The organism is Streptomyces sp. NPDC097595, assembly GCF_044761525.1.
Lineage (GTDB): Bacteria > Actinomycetota > Actinomycetes > Streptomycetales > Streptomycetaceae > Streptomyces > Streptomyces drozdowiczii_A.
Map to the genome: position 1 here is coordinate 269,249 of NZ_JBIWCN010000003.1, position 17,031 is coordinate 286,279.

Below are 17,031 nucleotides of genomic sequence, written 5' to 3' on the forward strand. Positions count from 1 at the left end.
GGTTGCCGTCAGGTGGGAAATTCGCCGATCCAGGTGCGCTGGAGGAGGTGCTTGGGGAGGTAGTCGGATTCGATGTCGAGGGGGAAGTCGGCGTCGTGGGCGAGGCAGGCGATGGCAAGGGGGCCGAGGGCGATGCTGCCGTCGATGTCCGTGGCGCGTTCTTCGTTGAGGGTCCAGTACGCCTTGTGGAGCTTGAGTGCCTCGGTGAGGGCGGGGGCGAAGCCGGCCTCGTCCTTGCGGACGTAGTGGTAGAAGAGGTTGATCGGCGGGTAGAGCACGCCCTGCAGCATGTCGAGGGGTGCGACGCGTGCGACCGAGGGGTCGGACGTCTCGATGGTGGCGATGAGCTTGTCGGCGAGGCCGGGGCCGCGTAGCCACCAGGTCTGGAGGGTGTCGATCCAGTGGTGGAGGTATTCATCGGCCAGAGCCTGGGGTGAGCGCAGCTGTTCCAGCGGGATCTGGCTGAGCTGGGCCAGGCGTGGCTGGTCGCGGCAGATGAGTGCCAGCCAGAAACTGGTCAGCCAGGCACCCTCGCCGGCTACCAGCCTGCAACCGGGGGCAGGGATGGTCCGCAGCTTGTGATTGATCCGGCACTCCACGGTTCCCTCGCCGTCGCCGTCGCCGGCGACGGCGAACAGTGCCGAGCCCAACTGCAGGGCGTTGACCGCCGACTCCCATGTCTCGATCGCAGCAGCCTCGGGATCGATCAGGCACCGGGCACGCAGTCCCATCACGGAGGTGTTGAAGGTTGCATCGATGAGCTTGGAGCTTCTAGTCAGCTTGTCGATGTCTTCGAACAGGTATTCCTCCAAGTCGGCTACGAACTCTTCCGTATCGCGCCCCTTGAATACGTCATGGCGGGCGATATTGGTGGTGCTCACGACAGGGTCCCCCTGCTGATGCCGAACCGTCTGTCGATGCTGCCACCCTCGGGGCACTACAGGCTCGGGCGTCGCGTGCCGGGTGAGGGTGTCAGGTGCAGTACTGCTTCGGCGTTTGCGATCAATCGCCCGATCTCGATGGGGAGATGCTCGAATTCCTCCATGGTGACGTCGTACGGCTCTACGCGAGAGCGGTTGCCGTCGAGGCCGGTCGCCTCGATGTACCACCGGTACCCGGCGGGAGACGTGGAGTCCTCCGTAGCCACCCAGGTCGCCGCATGGCGCAGGACCATGAGGTCTCCCAGGTAGGCGGTCAGGTCCGTGTGCAGGGTGATCCAGTCCGATTGCTCGAACTCTGCCAGCGGAAGGCGGTCCACGTAGTTCTGAAGACCTGGCAGGAGAATCAGTGGGTCCTCCGCGTACCGCTGCTCGCTCAGGCCCAGCATTTGGGCGATGCCCACGGCGTGACGATGCATGCCAGTGGTCCACTCGGAGGCGTATGAGGCGGACTCGGGCATATCGGTCCTAGGATCGGCTTGTGCAGACGGTTCTCTCGCCGGTCGGCGGCCACTTCCCGGAGGGCGTCGAGGCACATGCGGCTGAGGGTGTGGGTGAACTTGTCGTACCGACGGGGGATCTCGAAGATGGACCACACGTCGGACGGGGCCCCGTTCTCCTCGTAGACGTTCTCGACGCCGGTCGGGGTCGGTCTCGAGAAGCGGCTCCGGTCGTCCGGACCCGTCTCGGAATCGAGAGTGTCGGCGAGTGCGGGCAGGGCGGTGGCCAGGCACGCAGAGTTCGTCGCAGCCCACGTTGATTCTGAACACCACCGCGTAGGCGGCAGCGAGCCCATGTGCGGCAAGGGCAGGGCGTGCCGTCAGATCGCGCAAATACACCGTCAAGTCGCCCCCGTTGTCGTCACTACGCCTCCAGGTCCAGCGGGCTACGGTTGTGCCGGCGAGCATAAGTACACCCCCGACTCGAGTCCTTGGCTGTGGCTAGCCTTCCTCGTTCACCTGCCGCGTCAAATGCAACGTGAGCTCCGCGCTTGCGAGCATCCTGATGATCTCGATGGGGGAATTCTTGAGTTCTTCTCGCGCGATTTCGGTCGGATCTGCTGTCCGGACCCTTCCGTCCTTGCCGATTGCCTCGATTACGTGTCGGTAGCCACGTGGTGTCGTGGAGTCATCGATCACGACCCATTTGGCTCCGTGGCACTGGATCAAAAAGTCAGCTACGTAAGCCATGAGGTCCGTCTGGAAAGTGATCCAGTCCGATTGTTCGAATTCGTGAAAGGGTAGCTCCGATGTGTAGTTCTGTAGAGCGGGTGCCAAATTCAATGGGTCGCTCGTGTAGAGCTCCGGGGGGACTCCGAGCATGTCGGCGACATCGATGATTGTGAGACGCCCCTCCTCGGTCCAGCGTTTGAGGTCTGGAGCCGGGATTCCTCCCTTTTCCATTTGTGCTTCCCTTCCGGGTGGAGCTACTTCTTCGGTGTGGGGCCGAATTTTACGAATATTACCCGAGCTTGGGTGAGGTAATTACGCAGAGCGTCGCAAGGCGGTGCGTCCAGGAACCCGCGGTCGCCGCTACGCCCCCAGGTCCAGCGGGCGACAGGGGTACTGGCGATCATGGGTACTCCTCCCGGGCATGGTGAAGCGGTCCGCACGGAGCGTCAGACGGGGAACTCTCCGACCCAGCTGCGTTGGAGGAGGTGCTGAGGGAGGTATTCGGATTCGACGTCGATGGGGAAGTCGCCGTCGTAGGCGAGGCACGTCATGGCGAGTGGACCGATGGCCCACAGGCCCTCGGCGTCCTCCTCGCGGTCCTCGGTCTTTGTCCAGTACGTCTTGTGAAGTTCAAGTGCTTCCGCGAGGGCGGCGTTGAAGCCGTCGTGGTCATGTTTGATGAACCGGTAGAAAAGGTTGATCGGCGGGTACGAGATGTTCTGCAGCCAGTCTCGCGGGGCGATTTCGGTTACGTCCGGGTGGGAGGTACGGAAGGCTGCTGTGAGGGCCTCGACCATTGCGGGTTGCTGACGTGCCCCATACGCCTGCAGTGTGGCTACCCAGTGGTAGAGATATTCGTCGTGCTGTGCACCGGAGTCGCGCAGTACGGCCATGGGTACTTCGCACAGCTCGGTCAGCCGTTCCTGGTCGCGGCAGATGAGGGCGAAGTAGAAGGCATCGATCCAGGAGGGCGCATTGGTGTAGGTCCTGGGGCCGGTGACAGGGAGTGTGCGCATCTCGTGATGGATGCGGCACTCGAAGGTGTCACCCATGGCAGTGGCGGCGCGGAAGATCGCCGATCCCACTTGCATGGCGTTCACCACGGCCTCCCAGGTCTCGATGCCTGAGCACGCCGGGTCGACCGTCGAACGGGCGCTGACGCACGTCCGCACTGAGTTCCACAGGGCGTCGAGCATATGTGGCGACTGCTCGATCGAGGAGATCTCGTCGATAGTCTCCTCGGTCAGGGCTCGTGCGAAACCTTCGTCGTCGGGCCCTGGCACGCCATGGCGAGGGATGGTCACGGTCACGAAGGTTTCCTGACGTCGAACTTCTGACTGGCGTATCGAGACGAACGGTGCGCCCGTCGGACGCGCTGCGGCTCGGGCGAGGGCTCAGGTGGGGAATTCACCGATCCAGGTGCGCTGGAGGAGGTGCTTGGGGAGGTAGTCGGACTCGACGTCGAGGGGAAAATCGGCGTCGTGGGCGAGGCAGGCGATGGCGAGGGGGCCGAGGGCGATGCTGCCGTCGATGTCGGTGGTTCGGTCTTCGGTGAGGGTCCAGTACGTCTTGTGGAGTTTGAGCGCGTCGGCGAGGGCGGGGGTGAAGCCTTCTTGGTCCCTGCGGAGGTAGTGGTAGAAGAGGTTGATGGGCGGGTAGAGGATGCCGTCCATCAGGTCTCGGGGGGCGATCTGGGCCACGGACGGGTCGGATGCCTCGATGGTGGCGATGAGTTTGTCGGCGAGGCCGGGGCCGCGGAGCCACCAGGTCTGGAGGGTGTCGACCCAGTGGTAGATGTATTCGTCGTACTGCCCTTGAGGTGACCGCAGCCGTTCCAGAGGGATCTCACTGAGCAGGGTCATCCGTTCCTGGTCACGGCAGATGACGGCGAGCCAGAAGGCGGACAGCCAATTGCCCGCGTCGGCCACGGACAGCGGGCCGGCGGCTGGGATGGTGCGCAGTTTCCTGTTGATCCGGCATTCGACAGTTCCCTCGGTCACCGCGCTTGTGGCGAACAGCGCCGAACTGACCTGCATGGCGTTGACCGTGGCTTCCCACGTCTCCACCTTGGAAGCCCGCGGATCGATGGCACAGCAGGCATGGAACCCCAGAATGGAGGAACCGAACGTGAAATCGAGCAGGGCTGCTGACTCCTCCAGGTCGTTGATTTCCTCGGCCAGGCGCTCGCTCAGCCGGTTGGCCAGTGCCTCCGTATCGGCTTCTCCCCGGAGATTGTGGCGGGTAATGACCGTTGACATGGAAAAGTCCCTTGGGTCGTGAAAGACGTCGGCGTATGCGGTGTCAGGTGGGGAACTCGCCGGCCCACGTCCCCTTCAAGAGGTGCAGGGGCAGGTAGTCCGACTCGATTTCGATGGGGAAGTCGGCGTCGGCTGCCAGGCAGGCCATGGCCAGCGGGGCCAGGGCGACCCAGCCGAAGCAGGAGTCGGAGCGCTCCTGGTCGGCCGACCAATAGGCCCTGTGCGCGTGGAGCGCCTGCTCCAGCGCGCTGTTGAACTCCGCGTGCTGCCCGGTGGCCCGTCGGCGGAGGAGATCCATGGGGGGCCACATGAGCTGGGAGACGTAATCCTGTCCGGTGACGGACGGCACGCCGGGAGCCGTTCCCGATGCTGCCTCGACCAGTTTGTCGGCGAACTCCGGCCGGCCCAGCCAGAACGCCTGCAGCGCCTCGATCCACGCGTAGAGGTATTCGTCGCACACGGCTCCCGACTCGCGCAGCTTCGAAGTCGGGACGCGACAAAGTGCCGTCAGCCGCTCGGCGTTGCGGCAGACGACCGCCAGGTAGAAGGCGGTGAGCCAGTGCCCCGCGTCCGCGAACGACTCGGGACGGTCGAAGGCGGAAACCGTACGCACTTCATGGTGGATGAGGCAGTCCACGCTGTCCTCGGCGGTCGTGGCGGCGGCGAAGAGGGCTGACCCGGATTGCATGGCGGCGACCCACGCCTCCCACGATTCGATCCATGAGGCGGTGGGATCGACCGCGGATTTCTCGTAAGCCATGACCAACGAGGTGGACATGACGCTTTCGAGGGCATAAGGCGATTTGTAGATTCTTTCCAGCAGTTGCTCTGTATGCGGAGAGATGGAGGGTTCCCGATCGGGCAGATACTGTCGGGTGATCGCGTGCCGGGTAATGGCTGTGGCCACTTGATTACTTTCTCGGAAGCGTGTGGGCGGCGCGGACCCGTAGGGTGAGGGCTCAGGTGGGGAACTCGCCCACCCAGGCGCGATTAAGCAAGTGGGCGGGTAGATAGTCTGATTCGACTTCGATCGGGAATCCCGCGTCGAAGGCGAGGCAGGTGATGGCCAAGGGCCCCAACGCCAGGTAGCCCTCGACGCTGGCTTCTCTCTCTGCGGTTGCCGTCCAGTACGACTTGTGCAATTCCACTGCTTCGAAAAGGGCTTGGTTGAAGCCTGCGTGGTCTTTGCGTACGAAGAGATGGAAGAGGTTGACCGGCTGATAAAGGATCTTGTCGATGAGCTCCTTCTCCGCCACTCTCGCGACATCGGGGTGGGATCCTTCGATGGTGGCGATGAGTTTCCCGCCGAGGCCGGGGCGCTCGTCCCAGTAGGACTGAAGTGTGTCGACCCAATCGAACATGAACTCGTCGTACCGCGCTCGTGACGCCCTCAGCAGCTCCAGCGATACGCTGCACAGCTGGGTCATCCGCGCTTGGTCACGGCAGACGATGGCCAGCCAGAAGGCATTGATCCAGTGGCCGGGATTGGCAGAACGGGTCGGTCCGGTCGCCGGGATCGATCGCGTCTCTTCGGCGATGCGGCACAGGGCGTGCCCCTCCGGCCGATCGGCGGCCGCGAACAGCGCGGAATGCACCTGCAACGCCGTCACCACGGCCTCCCAGGTGCGCAGCTCCGACGCGTCGGGGTCGGTGGCTAGATGTGCCCGGACAGTCAACAGGGATTTGCCGAGGCCGCTGTCGAACATCCCGGGCGAACGTTCCAGAGCCTCGATGGTCCTCAGGAGCCCCGCGCTCAGGCTCCGGGCGTACGCCTCGTCGTCAGGACCGGCACTGCCGTGCCGAGCCACATGCCGTGTCACAAGGTGCCCCCGTTGCCAAGGTTGTCCAACTCGCGGATGTCGAACTTCTCCATCGTGTAACCACCGTACAGGCCGCCATCCGCCTTGCCCTTGACTAGGATGTAGTCGAGCTTGCCGTGATCCAGTGCGAACTCAAGTTCCTCTGCCAGGCTCAATTCGCTGGGATGGGCTCGGCCTCTCTCCTCCATTTTTCGAAGAATGTCGAAGAAGTATTCTCTCGATCCCTGCATGGCGCTACCTCCCTCGGGGAGCTGGCGCGAATTATGGGGGGTCTTGACATTCGATTTTGCCTCTACGACTACAAACTTTCCATCCTTGCGCCGGTAGATCTGGTCGAACTGGTCGTTTCCATTCGCCGGGCCGTACAGCTTTTCCTTCTTGATGACGTCGTCATAGAGTTCCGGAATGGCTTGGTGTTCTGCCACCAGTTCGCCGTACGTCTCCGCTGCCTTGGTCTGCGTGCCCAAGGCAGAGCTGTACTCGTTGGCCGTATCGATCCGTTCGGGGGTTCCGTCGGGAAGTCCGGAGTGCATTCCCCTGTGTCGTTCGGCCGCTTGCGCGTAGTCGATGGAGCTTCTTCGGTGAGCGGCTGCTTCATCGAGTATCCGTAGCGTATTCTGGTCGGACGCGTCTCCGCGGACGCGGCTTACTCCTTCGCCGTCAAAGTATCGCTCAGGAATGGGTGGCGGGGCATCGCTTGCGGCAATCCACTCCCCATCCTTCTTGATGAGGTGCGGTGGGGCATAGCCGCTCTCGTCCGCGACCTTAACCCGTATGCGGCGGCCATCGATTGAGTAATACCTCTGGAAATATCCTTCCTCGTGATTGGCCCGGTAGACCTGGATTTCTTTCACCTGTTCACCAGTGAGTGAATGGCGAGGGCCGTAGGGATCGGCGCCCTGGTGCATGAAGCTGGGGGGCTCATGGCCGCCACCGGAACCGACTGGCGCAGAGTGCCCGCCCGCTCCCGTCGATCGGACGCGTCCGGCGCTGCCGTTCGCGCCGACCAACGCCTCATCCGGCGACGCCGAGGCCCGGACCCCCGCCCCCTCTTGGCGCGCCGCCGAGTTGTGCTGGAGGAGGGTGCCGTCCTCCGCGAGGACGTTGCCCGGGCGGTCCAGGTAGACCGTGTTGCCGTGTTCGTCCACGCCCTTGAGCACGTTCTCCGGGAGGGCCGTCGTGCCGTCGGGGAGTTTGAGGGTGCCCTCGGGGATGCGGAGGGCGCCCTCCGGGGGGTGTACGCCCTCCGGGAGGCGGACCACGCCGTCGCCCAGGTCCACGGCTCCCGGGGGGATCTCCGCGCCTTCCGGGAGCTTGAAGGAGTTGGCCGGGACCTCGAACGCGGACTCCGGGACCGCCGCGCCCTCCGGAAGGTGCAGGGTGCCGTCCTGGAGCTTGAACGCGCCCTCCGGGAGGGTGATCGCGCCCTCCGGGAGGGCGGGTATCTCGAACTGCCCCAGGCCCTTGAGCGCCGCCAGGCCGTCGCCGATCTTCGTCAGGCCCAGGCCCGCGCCCTTGAAGACGTACGTCATCGGGTCCACGACCCGGCCCACCTTGCCCACCGTGGACAGGGCCTTCGCCGCGACGGCCGCCTTTCCCGCGCCGGAGGCCGCGCCGCCCGTGCCGCCGGTGAACACCGTCGTGACGACGTTGAACGCCACCGCGCCCAGGGCCCGGGACGGGTTCTCGCTCCACTGGTCCCAGGCCAGCAGCGCCTTGCCGGTCTCCTTCATCGCCGTACGGGATTCACGCAGGTAGGAGGGGAGTTTGTCGTCCGGCAGGCCCCAGTACAGGCCGGCGGTCAGCGGTGTGCCGGATATCGCCAGGCCCGTGGCCAGCTTGCCCAGGCCCGACCACGCCTGCTTGGCGGAGTCCCAGCCGTCGGTGCCGACCAGGGTGCCCAGGCCCTTGATCGTGCCCCAGACGCCGTCGACGAAGAAGCCCTTGACGAAGTCCCAGGCGTGTTCGTGGAGTTGCCACCAGGGCTTGGACTCCTCGACCGGGTCGCCCCAGGGCAGGCCCTCGGCGTGCTTGAGGGTGTCGGCGTCGTAGCCGTACGTGCCCTTCTTGCCGGAGCCGTCGTCCGTCTTCAGCGCGGGGCCGCCGACCAGGGCGACGATCTTGTCGTGGCAGGCCCGCTCCACCGCCTGGAAGGCCGCCCAGGTCTCGGCGATCTCGTCGTGGCGGCGGTTGTTCTCCTCGACCAGGTCCCCGTCCTCGCGCCACTTGTCGTCGTCCTTGATCCGGACGACGAAGGACTCGGCCTCGCGCTTGAGCTCCTCCAGCTTCTCGACCAGCGGGGCGGCGTCCGACGCGTACGTGGACAGCGCGGCCGTGATCGTCTCCAGCTCCGACTTCAGGGAGGTCCCTCGGTCCGCGACCGGTTTCGTGGTCGCGAACAGCTGGTCGGCCTCCGGCGCCTTGTAGAACGCCTGGAGGCCGCCGAAACTGCTGTGGACGTCACCGGCGGCGGTGGCGGTCGACGCCCCGCTCTTCGTCAGCGTGGTCACGGTGGTGTCCAGCAGGGCGAGGTTGCCGGTGAAGACCGGTATGCCGGACGGGGTGACCGCCTCGTTCTTGCTCACTCGCCCGCCTGTATGTCCTTCAGCACGTCCAGACGGACGGACTTGGCGGCGTCCTGGGCCCGCTTGGCCGTGTCGAGGTCGCCCTCCACGTACTCGTTCGTCGCCGTCGCGGCGCCCACCACGGCGGCCTGGATGCGCTCCGCCATCGACTTCAGCTGCGGCTTCCGCTCCGTGATGTACGTGCCCAGCGCGGCGGCGACCGGCCCGAGGGTGGGGTGGGACAGGGGCTCCGCCCCCACCGCCACCGGTCCGGCCACCGGCAGCGACGCCGCCGAGCCCGGCACCGCCGTGCCCGCGTGCGTCGCCGCCGCCGACATCGCGGTGACCATGGAGTTCAACGCCTTCTCCAGGTCACCGGCGTGCGTGCCGACCTTCTTCAACTGCCCCTGTACGCCCTGCGGTTTGATGTCCCAAGCCGTCACCGGCCGCCCCCCCCGGAGTCGTCACCGTCAGCCGATGTTGTCGACCGCTGCCTTCGCCCGGGCCAGGGTCTGGTGGGCCGTGCCGTCGTTCTCCACCAGTGTGGAGCGGAGGAGGTGGATGATGTTCTTGACCTCCTTGGAGGTCGCCTGCCAGCGGAGTTCCTTGCTGTGGTAATCGTCGGCCACGCCGTCCGCCGTGAAGTCGGCCATCGCGGCCTTGACCTGGCCGTCGCGGGCCGTGATGACCAGTTCGAGCTGGGCGATCACCGTCTGGAGACTGCCCTGCACCTCGGTCGATGCGCCGGTGTCGTACGACCGCCGGTCCGTGTTGCCGCCGTGTCCTGCCATGACTCTTGTCTCCCCGTCAGGAATGTGTACGGTTGCGTCGAAAGTGCCGGTCGTGCCGGCTCAGCGGCCGCCGAAGCGGGCCGCGTCGAAGTTGGCCGAAGCCATCTGCGTACGGGCGTTCTCGCCCTGCTCCTGCTCGCCCGAGCCGAAGGCCGCGTCCATGCCCTGCTGACCGCCCAGGATGCCGGAGAGCGAGGCGTTCAGCGCTGCGGTGATCTCGTCGGAGCGGTTCTTGAAGTCGTCGAACGCGACCTTGCCCGCGCCGTTGAACTTGCCCTCCAGCGGCTCCGCCGCGGCGATCAACTGCCTGATCAGCGTGCCCAGATCGGTGCTGGAGCCCTGCGAGTGCTTGAGCAGCGTCGTCAGGACCGTGGACCCCATGTCGAACTTCATCGGCTTCCCCCATGCTTCGGACCTCGAACGGATGTATCCGTCCCAGTATCATGTCTATCAATCCGTGCGTCGCTACTGCAATCTGCAATCGGCCATATCTTCACGGTGGTGGGACGAGCCGACCGGTGACCCCGTCGGCGGCGCTTTGCGAAGCGGTACGTCAGTGCGGCACGTACACCGTCTGCGTCAGCCGGTTCGGGCGCCCCCGTTGGATGAACACCCCACGTCCCGGCGCCTGTTGGGCCGCGTAGACACCGGGGAAGAGCTGGCCCTCGCTGCGGTCGCCGGACATCACGAGCGCGGAGGCCCCCGACTCCCGCAGGCTCTGCACCACCGGCTCGTACATCCCGCGCGCCGCCCCCGCCACGCGCCGCGACAGGACGAAGTGCAGGCCGATGTCCACGGCGGAGGGGATGTACGGGAGGAACGCGGCCAGCGGCGACTGGCCCGCCGTGGTCAGCACGTCGTAGTCGTCCACCAGGACCACGATGCGCGGGCCCTGGCCCCAGCTGCCCGGCTCCAGGTCCTCCAGGCGGGCGTTCTCGTCCGGCAGCCGCTTCTCCAGCTCGGCGGAGATCGCGGCCGAAAGGCCCATGCAGAGCTTGGAGTTGTACGCGTAACCGCCGTTCAGCTCCTCCGGGACCACCCCGCGCAGCGAGCGCCGGGGATCCATCACCGCGAAGACGAGGTCGTCCTCGCCGTAGCGGTCGGCGAGCCCCTGCGCGACCGCCCGCAGCAGGTTCGTCTTGCCGCACTCGCTGTCCCCGAGGACCAGCAGGTGCTGGTCGTGGCCGAACAGGTCGAGCAGCACGGGCGCCAGGGCCGACTGGTCGAGCCCGAGCGGCACCCGCTCCGGCTCCGCCGACCGGCCGGGCAGCAGGTGCGGTTCGAGCAGGTGCGGCAGCACCCGTACCGGCTGGGCGACCTCGCCGTGCCAGGTGGCCCGGACCGTGCGCGTGGCGCGCTCCAGGACCGCGCCCAGCTCCGCCGTCTCCGCGACCCCGTCCGTACGGGGCAGGGCGACCTGGGCGAAGAGCTTCCCGTCGGTCAGGACGCGGCCCGGCTCGTCCGGGGACAGGGTCTCGGCCAGCTTGCGGTCGATGCTCGACTCGCCCGGGTCGTTGAGCCGCAGCTCCACGCGGGTGCCGAAGTTGGACTGGATCGCGATGCGCACGTCGTTCCACCGGAGCATCCCGGCGACGACGTGGATGCCGTAGCCGCCGCCCCGCTTGAGGATGTCCGCGACCGCGTCGTCCAGCTCGTCGAAGTCGTCGCGCAGCGCGCCGAACCCGTCGATGACGAGGACGATCTCGGCGGACGCCAGCGGCGGCAGGCGGCCCGCCGCATGCAGGGTGCGCAGCTGCTCGACGGAGTCGATGCCGTGCTCCCGGAACAGGTCCTCGCGCAGGGTGAGCATCGCGCGCACCTCCTCGACCGTGCGCGCCGCCCGCTCCCGGTCGGCGCGGCCGGCGACACCGCCGACGTGCGGCAGCTCGGCTAGGGCCTGGAGGCCGCCGCCGACCAGGTCGAGGGCGTAGACGCCGACCTCCTGCGGGGTGTGCGTGAGCGCGAGCGAGAGGACCAGGGTGCGCAGCAGCGTCGTCTTGCCGGACTGCGGGCCGCCGATGACGGCCGCGTGCCCGCCGGCCACCGTGAGGTCCAGGAGCCACTGCCCCTGCCACTGCTTGGCCGGGTCGTCCAGCAGCCCGAGCGGCACCAGCAGCGGACCGCGCTGCCGGGTGCCGGGCCTGCCCGCGTCCGGGCGCACCCCGGCCAGCCGCATCCCGCGCGGCCCCGCGTCCAGCGGTCCGGCGACGGCGTCCAGGGTGATCGCCGGGGGCAGCGGGGGCAGCCAGATGCTGCGTACCCCGGGCGCCGCACCGGTCAGCTGGTCCACCATGACCGCGAGTTCGGTCGGCCCGGTCTCGCGGCGGCGGGCCGACGGCTCGCGGTCCTGCGGGCCGCTCTCCGGCCCGGCGAGGGTGTTGTACGCCTCGTAGGGGAGGGCGAGCGGCCCGGTCTCCTCCTCGTCGGCGCTCCGGACGGGGCCCCGGTACGCGCCGGAGACGTAACCCGCCTTGAAGCGCGTGTAGTGGCTGGTGTCCACCTTGAGGAAGCCGAAGCCGGGCAGCGGCGGCAGATGGAAGGCGTCCGTGGTGTCCAGGACCATCCGCGACTCGTCGGCGGAGAAGGTGCGCAGGCCGAGGCGGTACGAGAGATAGGTCTCCAGGCCCTTGAGCTTGCCGCCCTCGATGCGCTGGCTGGACAGCAGCAGGTGCACGCCGATGGAGCGGCCGATCCGGCCGATGGAGAGGAACAGGTCGATGAAGTCCGGCTTGGCGGTGAGGAGTTCGCCGAACTCGTCGATCACCACGAACAGGTGCGGCAGCGGTTCCAGGTCCGGCCGCTTCTGCGCGCGCAGCGCCGTGTAGTCCCCGATGTCCGCGACGTTGCCCGCGTCCTTCAGGGCCTGCTGGCGGCGCTTGACCTCGCCGGCGAGCGAGGAGTGGACGCGCTCGACCAGACCCGCCTGGTTCTCCAGGTTGGTGATGACCCCCGCCACGTGCGGCAGGTCCGCGAACGGGGCGAAGGTGGCGCCGCCCTTGTAGTCGACCAGGACGAGCGCCAGGTCCTCCGGCGGATGCGTGGCCGCCAGGCCGAGGACCAGGGTGCGCAGCAGCTCCGACTTGCCGGAGCCCGTCGCGCCCACGCACAGCCCGTGCGGGCCCATGCCCAGCTCGGAGGACTCCTTGAGGTCCAGGAGCACCGGCTCGTGCGCGTCGCTGATCCCGATCGGCACCCGCAGGAAGGCCCGTTCGCCGCGCGGCGCCCACAGCCGGTCCAGGTCCAGCGCCGCCACGTCCTGGATGCCGAGCATCGCGGCGAACTCGACGGGCCCGGCCAGCGGCGCGTCGACCAGGGACTCGGCGGACAGCCGCAGCGGGGCGATCATCCGGGCCAGGCCCTCCGCGAAGGGCACCCCGACCTCGTCCACGGTGCCGTGCGCCTCGACGGTCTCCGCCGCGCGCAGGTCCTCCACGACCACGTCCGTGCCGTCCACGGTGAGGCGGACGTTGACGTGGTCCGGCTCCTGGACGCGCCGGTCGAGCAGGTGGACCACGGTCACGCCCATCTCGCGCAGCCCGACCGCGTCGTCGGGGCGCGGCAGGTCCACGGCGTCCTCGCCGTGTCCGTCGACCACCACGAGCAGCCGGGAGTTCATCGCGAGCGCGTCCCGCCCGGCCAGGCCCCGGCGCACCTCGGCCGCGTACGAGGCGCGGCGGCTCAGCTCGGGCCCGAGGAGCCGGGCCAGCCGGGCGGCGGAGGGTGCGATGCGGCGGGCGGCGACCGGGCCGTCGGACTGCTCGGCGTCGAGCAGGTGCGGCAGCCACTTGGCCCACTCCCAGTCGGCCATGCGCTCACCGGAGGCGGCGACCGCGATCGCCACGTCGTCCGGCGCGTGCAGGGCGGCCGCCTGGACGAGCAGGGCGCGCACGACCCGCAGACCGTCCTCGCGGGGGCCGATCACGCTGACGTTCCCGGCCCGGTCCAGCGGGACGGTCAGGGGGAGTTCGGTGCCGTTGCGGAACCGCTTCACCACCGCCGACGCCTCGTTGAGCATGAAGAGGTCGGGCGGGGTGAGCACGGACGAGCCCTGCTCGCCGATCCGGAGGTCCCGCAGCGGCATCTCGCCCGTGCCGGCCCGTATCCGCAGGAAGTCGTCGTCGGCCCTGCGCCGCTCCCAGAGCCGGGCCGGGTCGCGCACGATGTCGTAGAGGGCGTACGGGGACGGGTTCAGCACGTCCGCCTGCTCGCGCCGGACCCGCTCCTCGGCGGACAACTCCTCGCGCAGGTCCTCCACATAGGCGAGATACGCCTCGCGCTGGGTGCGGCGGGTCCGCTGGGCCTTGCCGCGCTGGGAGAGCAGCAGCACCGCCGAGCCGATGACGGTGACGACGAGGATGATCGCGCCGAGCCCGGCGAACTGGCTGTTGCGGACCACCGTCATCATCACCACGGACGACATGACCCCGGCGACCGGGAGCAGCGACATCGCGATGTTCCCGGCCTTGCCCTCGGGCAGGTTGGGCGGCGCCTCGATGGTGCGCGGCTCGGACGCGGCCGGCGGGCGCGTCGTGCGGGCGGGGCGGTGGATCAGGCGGGTGCTCATCGGCTCCGTCCGGGGATCGTGGCCGGGTGGGCGTGGTGGCGCACGGGTGTCACCGGCGCCTCTGGGACAGCTCGAAGACCTCGGCGGCGAGGCGGGTGGCGGCAAGGCGGGCCGGGCGGGACAGCAGTTCGGTGCGCAGCGGTCCGCCGGCCGCGAGGTGCCGGTCGTACGGCAGGACGTGGACGCGGGCGCCGGTCGTCGTGAGGCGTTCCGCCGCCGCGTCGATGTCGATGCCGGGGCGCGGGGTCGTCACGGAGAGCGCGACGACGGTCCCCTCGATGACGTGCGGGGGCAGCGCCCGGAGCCACTGGAGCACGGCGTACGTGCTGGTCACCCCGTCGAGCGTGGCGGGCGCCGCCAGCACCCGGGCCTGCGCGGCGGACAGGGCGACCCGGGCGACCTCGGCGGGCAGCGTCTCGCAGTCGACCACGGTCACCCCGAAGTAGCGGCGCAGGGCGACCATCACGCGTTCGTACGTGACGGTGTCGACCATGGCCCCGATCCGGCCCTGGCTGCCGGGCAGCAGCCAGGCGTTGTCCGGGAGCTGGACGAGATAGCCGGTGACGTCGAGCAGCGACATCTGCGGCGCGGCGATGTCCGCCAGGTCGGCCGTGGTCCACCGCAGCGCCTCGGCGCCCATCCGCAGGGGCAGCGAGCCCAGCGCCGGGTCGGCCTCCACGAGGAGGACCGGGTCCTGCCGGTAGTGCGCGTACGTGGTGCCGAGCAGCGCGGTCACCGTGGTCTTGCCGGCGCCGCCCCGGATGGACGTGACCGCGATCTGCCGCCCCGTCGTCACCGGCTGCTGGAGCACCTCGGCGGTACGGGTGAGCGCGGCGACCTCCCGGGCGGCGGACCCGGAGACGATACGGCGCACGGCGCGCGCGGCCCGTACGGCGACGGCCTCACCGCGCACCGGCCGCCGGGCCACGGCGGTCATCGCCTTGTCGAGGACGGGGAGCGAGTCGGGGGTGGGGGGAGGCGCGGGCGTCCCGGGCCAGGGTTGCGCGGCGGGGGCGGGTTGCCGCGCGGGCTCGGGGCGCGCGGGCGGCACCGACGGGCGTGGGTCCGCCGGGGCCCCGGGGCCGCCGGTCTCGCCGGGCCCTCTCAGGTCGCGCAGGAGGTCGCCCTGCCAGTTGTGTTCCGCGTTCGGCATGTCTGCCCTTCTTCGCCGCTTCGATGCCCCGCCGGGAGCGCCCGCGTCAGTGGTCTCGGAGTCGTCAGAACTTGTTCAGCAGTTGCCCGTAGACGCCGAACACCCCGACGGCGAGCGGGAAGAGCCCCACGACGCCGATGGACTCGATGAGGTCGGCCGTCCGCCGCAGCCGCACCCGTACGTGCTCCGGCGGCTCCACCGCCAGCGCGAGCAGGGGCAGCAGCGCGGCCGCGCACAGCACCGCGATGGGCCCCGCCCCGCCGGAGTGGTCCAGCCACAGCACCACCAGCCGCACCGCGACGAACGCGGCGGCGGCGAACAGCGCCACCACCTCCGCCACCAGCGGGAACGCCCGGGCCCGGGACAGCAGCACCACCGCGACCAGGCACGGCAGCAGCACCGTCCACACGGTCGGCCGGTCCGCCGTGGTGAGGAGGTAACCGCCGGCGGCGGCCGACACCGCCGTGACGAGCGTCGCCAGGGCGAGGCCCCGGTGGGTGGCGGCCAGCGCGTTGCCCACGTCGTGCCGGCTGACCGAGGCACCGCCCGAGCGGCGGTCGTCCAGCCCCGTGAGGCCCGACGCCATCAGGGCGAGCCGGGGGAGCAGGCCCAGCAGGACCACGGAGAACACGGCCATCACGGCGCCGAGCCTGGCCGGGTCCTCCGCGACGGCCGCGACGACCTCCCAGACCCCCGTCATCACGGCCGTGGCCAGCGCGCCGACGAGCCCGCCCCGGCCCAGCGGCGACAGCAGCCCGAGCAGCGCCAGCGACACGGCGACCGCCCCGGCCACGGCCGCCAGCCGCAGCGCACCGGACCAGTCGTACGCGTCGGCGGCCGTCCACGCCGAGAGGACGCCGAGCCCGGCCGAGACGAGGAGCAGCGCGGTCGCCAGCGCGCGGTTGCCCCGGCCGAGCCGGGCGACCAGCGCACCGGCCGCCAGCAGCAGCACCGCCACGCCCGCCAGCGCCCCGGCCAGCGCGCCCAGCGGGAACTCGCGGCGGGCGAGCAGCGCGGCGATCACCGCGAAGACCACGGTCGCCGCGCCCGCTCCGACGCGGCGGGCGGCCGGGCGCCAGCGCCAGGTCTGGAGGTCCAGGCTGTCCGCCACCTGGTCCGTCACATCGTGGACCACCGGGGCCGGCGGGGCCGCGTGGATGCGGACCAGCCGGAGCACGGCACCGTCACCGATGCCCGCCGAGGCCAGGGTGGCGTCGTGCGGCAGCGCCGAGCCGTCCGCGGTGAGCAGCTGCCTGGTCAGCGGGCGGGAAGCGGCCCGGTCGTCCAGCAGCTGGAGAATGTCCGGAAGGAGCTGCCCGACCGGGGTGTCGGAGGGCAGGACGAGGTCCGCGCGGCGCCGTTCGCCGACCAGGGTCACCCGGCTCATTTCTGCTCGGGAAGCCATTGCCGTACTCACTGACGAAAACCAATCATCGCGACGTCCAGGAATTTCGGGGTGAACCGGTCAGCGGTCGTACTGCTGGTACTGCCGCTGCTGCTTCTCCTGCTCGGCCTTCTGCTTGTCCAGGGTGTGCTGGAGGAAGGACCAGCCGACGCAGCCCGCGCACAGCACCGCGGTGATCGCGATGCCCGCGAACACCTTGCCCAGGCGCTCGTCGGCGGTCCGCCGCGCACGGCCGGTGCCGAACAGGAGCGCGTCGCGCATCCGCCGGCGGCGTACTCCCACCGACTCCAGCAGCTGACTGTCGTAATCCCGTGCCATGCGACCCCCCTTTGCCACTGCAACATAAGGCATGGAGTACTGAGGGGG

15 protein-coding genes are annotated in these 17,031 nt (G+C 69.1%); all 15 read right to left on the minus strand.

The genetic code is table 11. The annotated features are described in order from the left end of the window. Nucleotides 1-8: 8 nt before the first annotated feature. A complete protein-coding gene (locus ACIQZN_RS06145) occupies nucleotides 9-812 on the minus strand; it encodes an immunity 49 family protein (RefSeq protein WP_403989172.1) in 804 nt (267 codons plus the stop codon). Nucleotides 813-937: 125 nt separating this feature from the next. Beyond that, nucleotides 938-1,342, minus strand: a complete 405-nt coding sequence (locus ACIQZN_RS06150) for a hypothetical protein (RefSeq protein WP_403988825.1) — start codon at nucleotides 1,340-1,342, stop codon at nucleotides 938-940. Between the two features lie 537 nt (nucleotides 1,343-1,879). Continuing rightward, nucleotides 1,880-2,341, minus strand: coding sequence for a hypothetical protein (locus tag ACIQZN_RS06155; RefSeq protein ID WP_403988827.1), 462 nt, complete (start codon nucleotides 2,339-2,341; stop codon nucleotides 1,880-1,882). Nucleotides 2,342-2,556: 215 nt separating this feature from the next. Then, nucleotides 2,557-3,420, minus strand: coding sequence for an immunity 49 family protein (locus tag ACIQZN_RS06160; RefSeq protein WP_403988829.1), 864 nt, complete (start codon nucleotides 3,418-3,420; stop codon nucleotides 2,557-2,559). Nucleotides 3,421-3,504: 84 nt separating this feature from the next. Next, complete coding sequence (locus ACIQZN_RS06165; RefSeq protein WP_403988831.1) at nucleotides 3,505-4,368, minus strand: immunity 49 family protein; 864 nt, start codon at nucleotides 4,366-4,368, stop codon at nucleotides 3,505-3,507. Between the two features lie 43 nt (nucleotides 4,369-4,411). Beyond that, a complete protein-coding gene (locus tag ACIQZN_RS06170) occupies nucleotides 4,412-5,275 on the minus strand; it encodes an immunity 49 family protein (RefSeq protein WP_403988833.1) in 864 nt (287 codons plus the stop codon). Nucleotides 5,276-5,327: 52 nt separating this feature from the next. Beyond that, entirely contained in the window at nucleotides 5,328-6,074 is a 747-nt protein-coding gene (locus ACIQZN_RS06175) for an immunity 49 family protein (protein WP_403988835.1), read from the minus strand. A 110-nt stretch (nucleotides 6,075-6,184) separates the two neighbouring features. Continuing rightward, complete coding sequence (locus ACIQZN_RS06180) at nucleotides 6,185-8,773, minus strand: hypothetical protein (RefSeq protein ID WP_403988837.1); 2,589 nt, start codon at nucleotides 8,771-8,773, stop codon at nucleotides 6,185-6,187. Beyond that, nucleotides 8,770-9,195 carry a DUF6507 family protein gene (locus tag ACIQZN_RS06185; RefSeq protein WP_403988839.1) on the minus strand — a complete coding sequence of 142 codons (426 nt, stop codon included), beginning with the start codon at nucleotides 9,193-9,195 and terminating at the stop codon, nucleotides 8,770-8,772. Before ACIQZN_RS06185 ends, ACIQZN_RS06180 begins: the two co-directional genes overlap by 4 nt. A gap of 27 nt (nucleotides 9,196-9,222) precedes the next feature. Further along, nucleotides 9,223-9,543 (minus strand): pore-forming ESAT-6 family protein, encoded by a 321-nt coding sequence (locus ACIQZN_RS06190; RefSeq protein WP_403988841.1) that lies wholly within the window; start codon nucleotides 9,541-9,543, stop codon nucleotides 9,223-9,225. A gap of 60 nt (nucleotides 9,544-9,603) precedes the next feature. Next, nucleotides 9,604-9,936 (minus strand): hypothetical protein, encoded by a 333-nt coding sequence (locus ACIQZN_RS06195; protein WP_018105965.1) that lies wholly within the window; start codon nucleotides 9,934-9,936, stop codon nucleotides 9,604-9,606. 160 nt (nucleotides 9,937-10,096) lie between these two features. Then, nucleotides 10,097-14,107 carry a type VII secretion protein EccCa gene (gene eccCa / locus ACIQZN_RS06200; protein ID WP_403988843.1) on the minus strand — a complete coding sequence of 1,337 codons (4,011 nt, stop codon included), beginning with the start codon at nucleotides 14,105-14,107 and terminating at the stop codon, nucleotides 10,097-10,099. 49 nt (nucleotides 14,108-14,156) lie between these two features. Beyond that, nucleotides 14,157-15,260 (minus strand): MinD/ParA family protein, encoded by a 1,104-nt coding sequence (locus tag ACIQZN_RS06205; protein ID WP_403988845.1) that lies wholly within the window; start codon nucleotides 15,258-15,260, stop codon nucleotides 14,157-14,159. Between the two features lie 64 nt (nucleotides 15,261-15,324). Next, on the minus strand, nucleotides 15,325-16,665 hold the full coding sequence (gene eccD / locus ACIQZN_RS06210; protein ID WP_403988847.1) for a type VII secretion integral membrane protein EccD: 1,341 nt from the start codon (nucleotides 16,663-16,665) through the stop codon (nucleotides 15,325-15,327). A gap of 60 nt (nucleotides 16,666-16,725) precedes the next feature. Next, nucleotides 16,726-16,983 carry a hypothetical protein gene (locus ACIQZN_RS06215; RefSeq protein ID WP_073965107.1) on the minus strand — a complete coding sequence of 86 codons (258 nt, stop codon included), beginning with the start codon at nucleotides 16,981-16,983 and terminating at the stop codon, nucleotides 16,726-16,728. Nucleotides 16,984-17,031 lie beyond the last annotated feature (48 nt).

Bases quoted from the DNA above. Each gene is read 5' to 3' on its own strand.
- ACIQZN_RS06155 (WP_403988827.1), bottom strand. From the start codon at position 2,341: ATGGAAAAGGGAGGAATCCCGGCTCCAGACCTCAAACGCTGGACCGAG.
- ACIQZN_RS06165 (WP_403988831.1), bottom strand. From the start codon at position 4,368: ATGTCAACGGTCATTACCCGCCACAATCTCCGGGGAGAAGCCGATACG.
- ACIQZN_RS06175 (WP_403988835.1), bottom strand. From the start codon at position 6,074: ATGTTCGACAGCGGCCTCGGCAAATCCCTGTTGACTGTCCGGGCACAT.
- ACIQZN_RS06190 (WP_403988841.1), bottom strand. From the start codon at position 9,543: ATGGCAGGACACGGCGGCAACACGGACCGGCGGTCGTACGACACCGGC.
- ACIQZN_RS06195 (WP_018105965.1), bottom strand. From the start codon at position 9,936: ATGAAGTTCGACATGGGGTCCACGGTCCTGACGACGCTGCTCAAGCAC.
- eccCa (WP_403988843.1), bottom strand. From the start codon at position 14,107: ATGAGCACCCGCCTGATCCACCGCCCCGCCCGCACGACGCGCCCGCCG.
- ACIQZN_RS06205 (WP_403988845.1), bottom strand. From the start codon at position 15,260: ATGCCGAACGCGGAACACAACTGGCAGGGCGACCTCCTGCGCGACCTG.
- eccD (WP_403988847.1), bottom strand. From the start codon at position 16,665: ATGGCTTCCCGAGCAGAAATGAGCCGGGTGACCCTGGTCGGCGAACGG.
- ACIQZN_RS06215 (WP_073965107.1), bottom strand. From the start codon at position 16,983: ATGGCACGGGATTACGACAGTCAGCTGCTGGAGTCGGTGGGAGTACGC.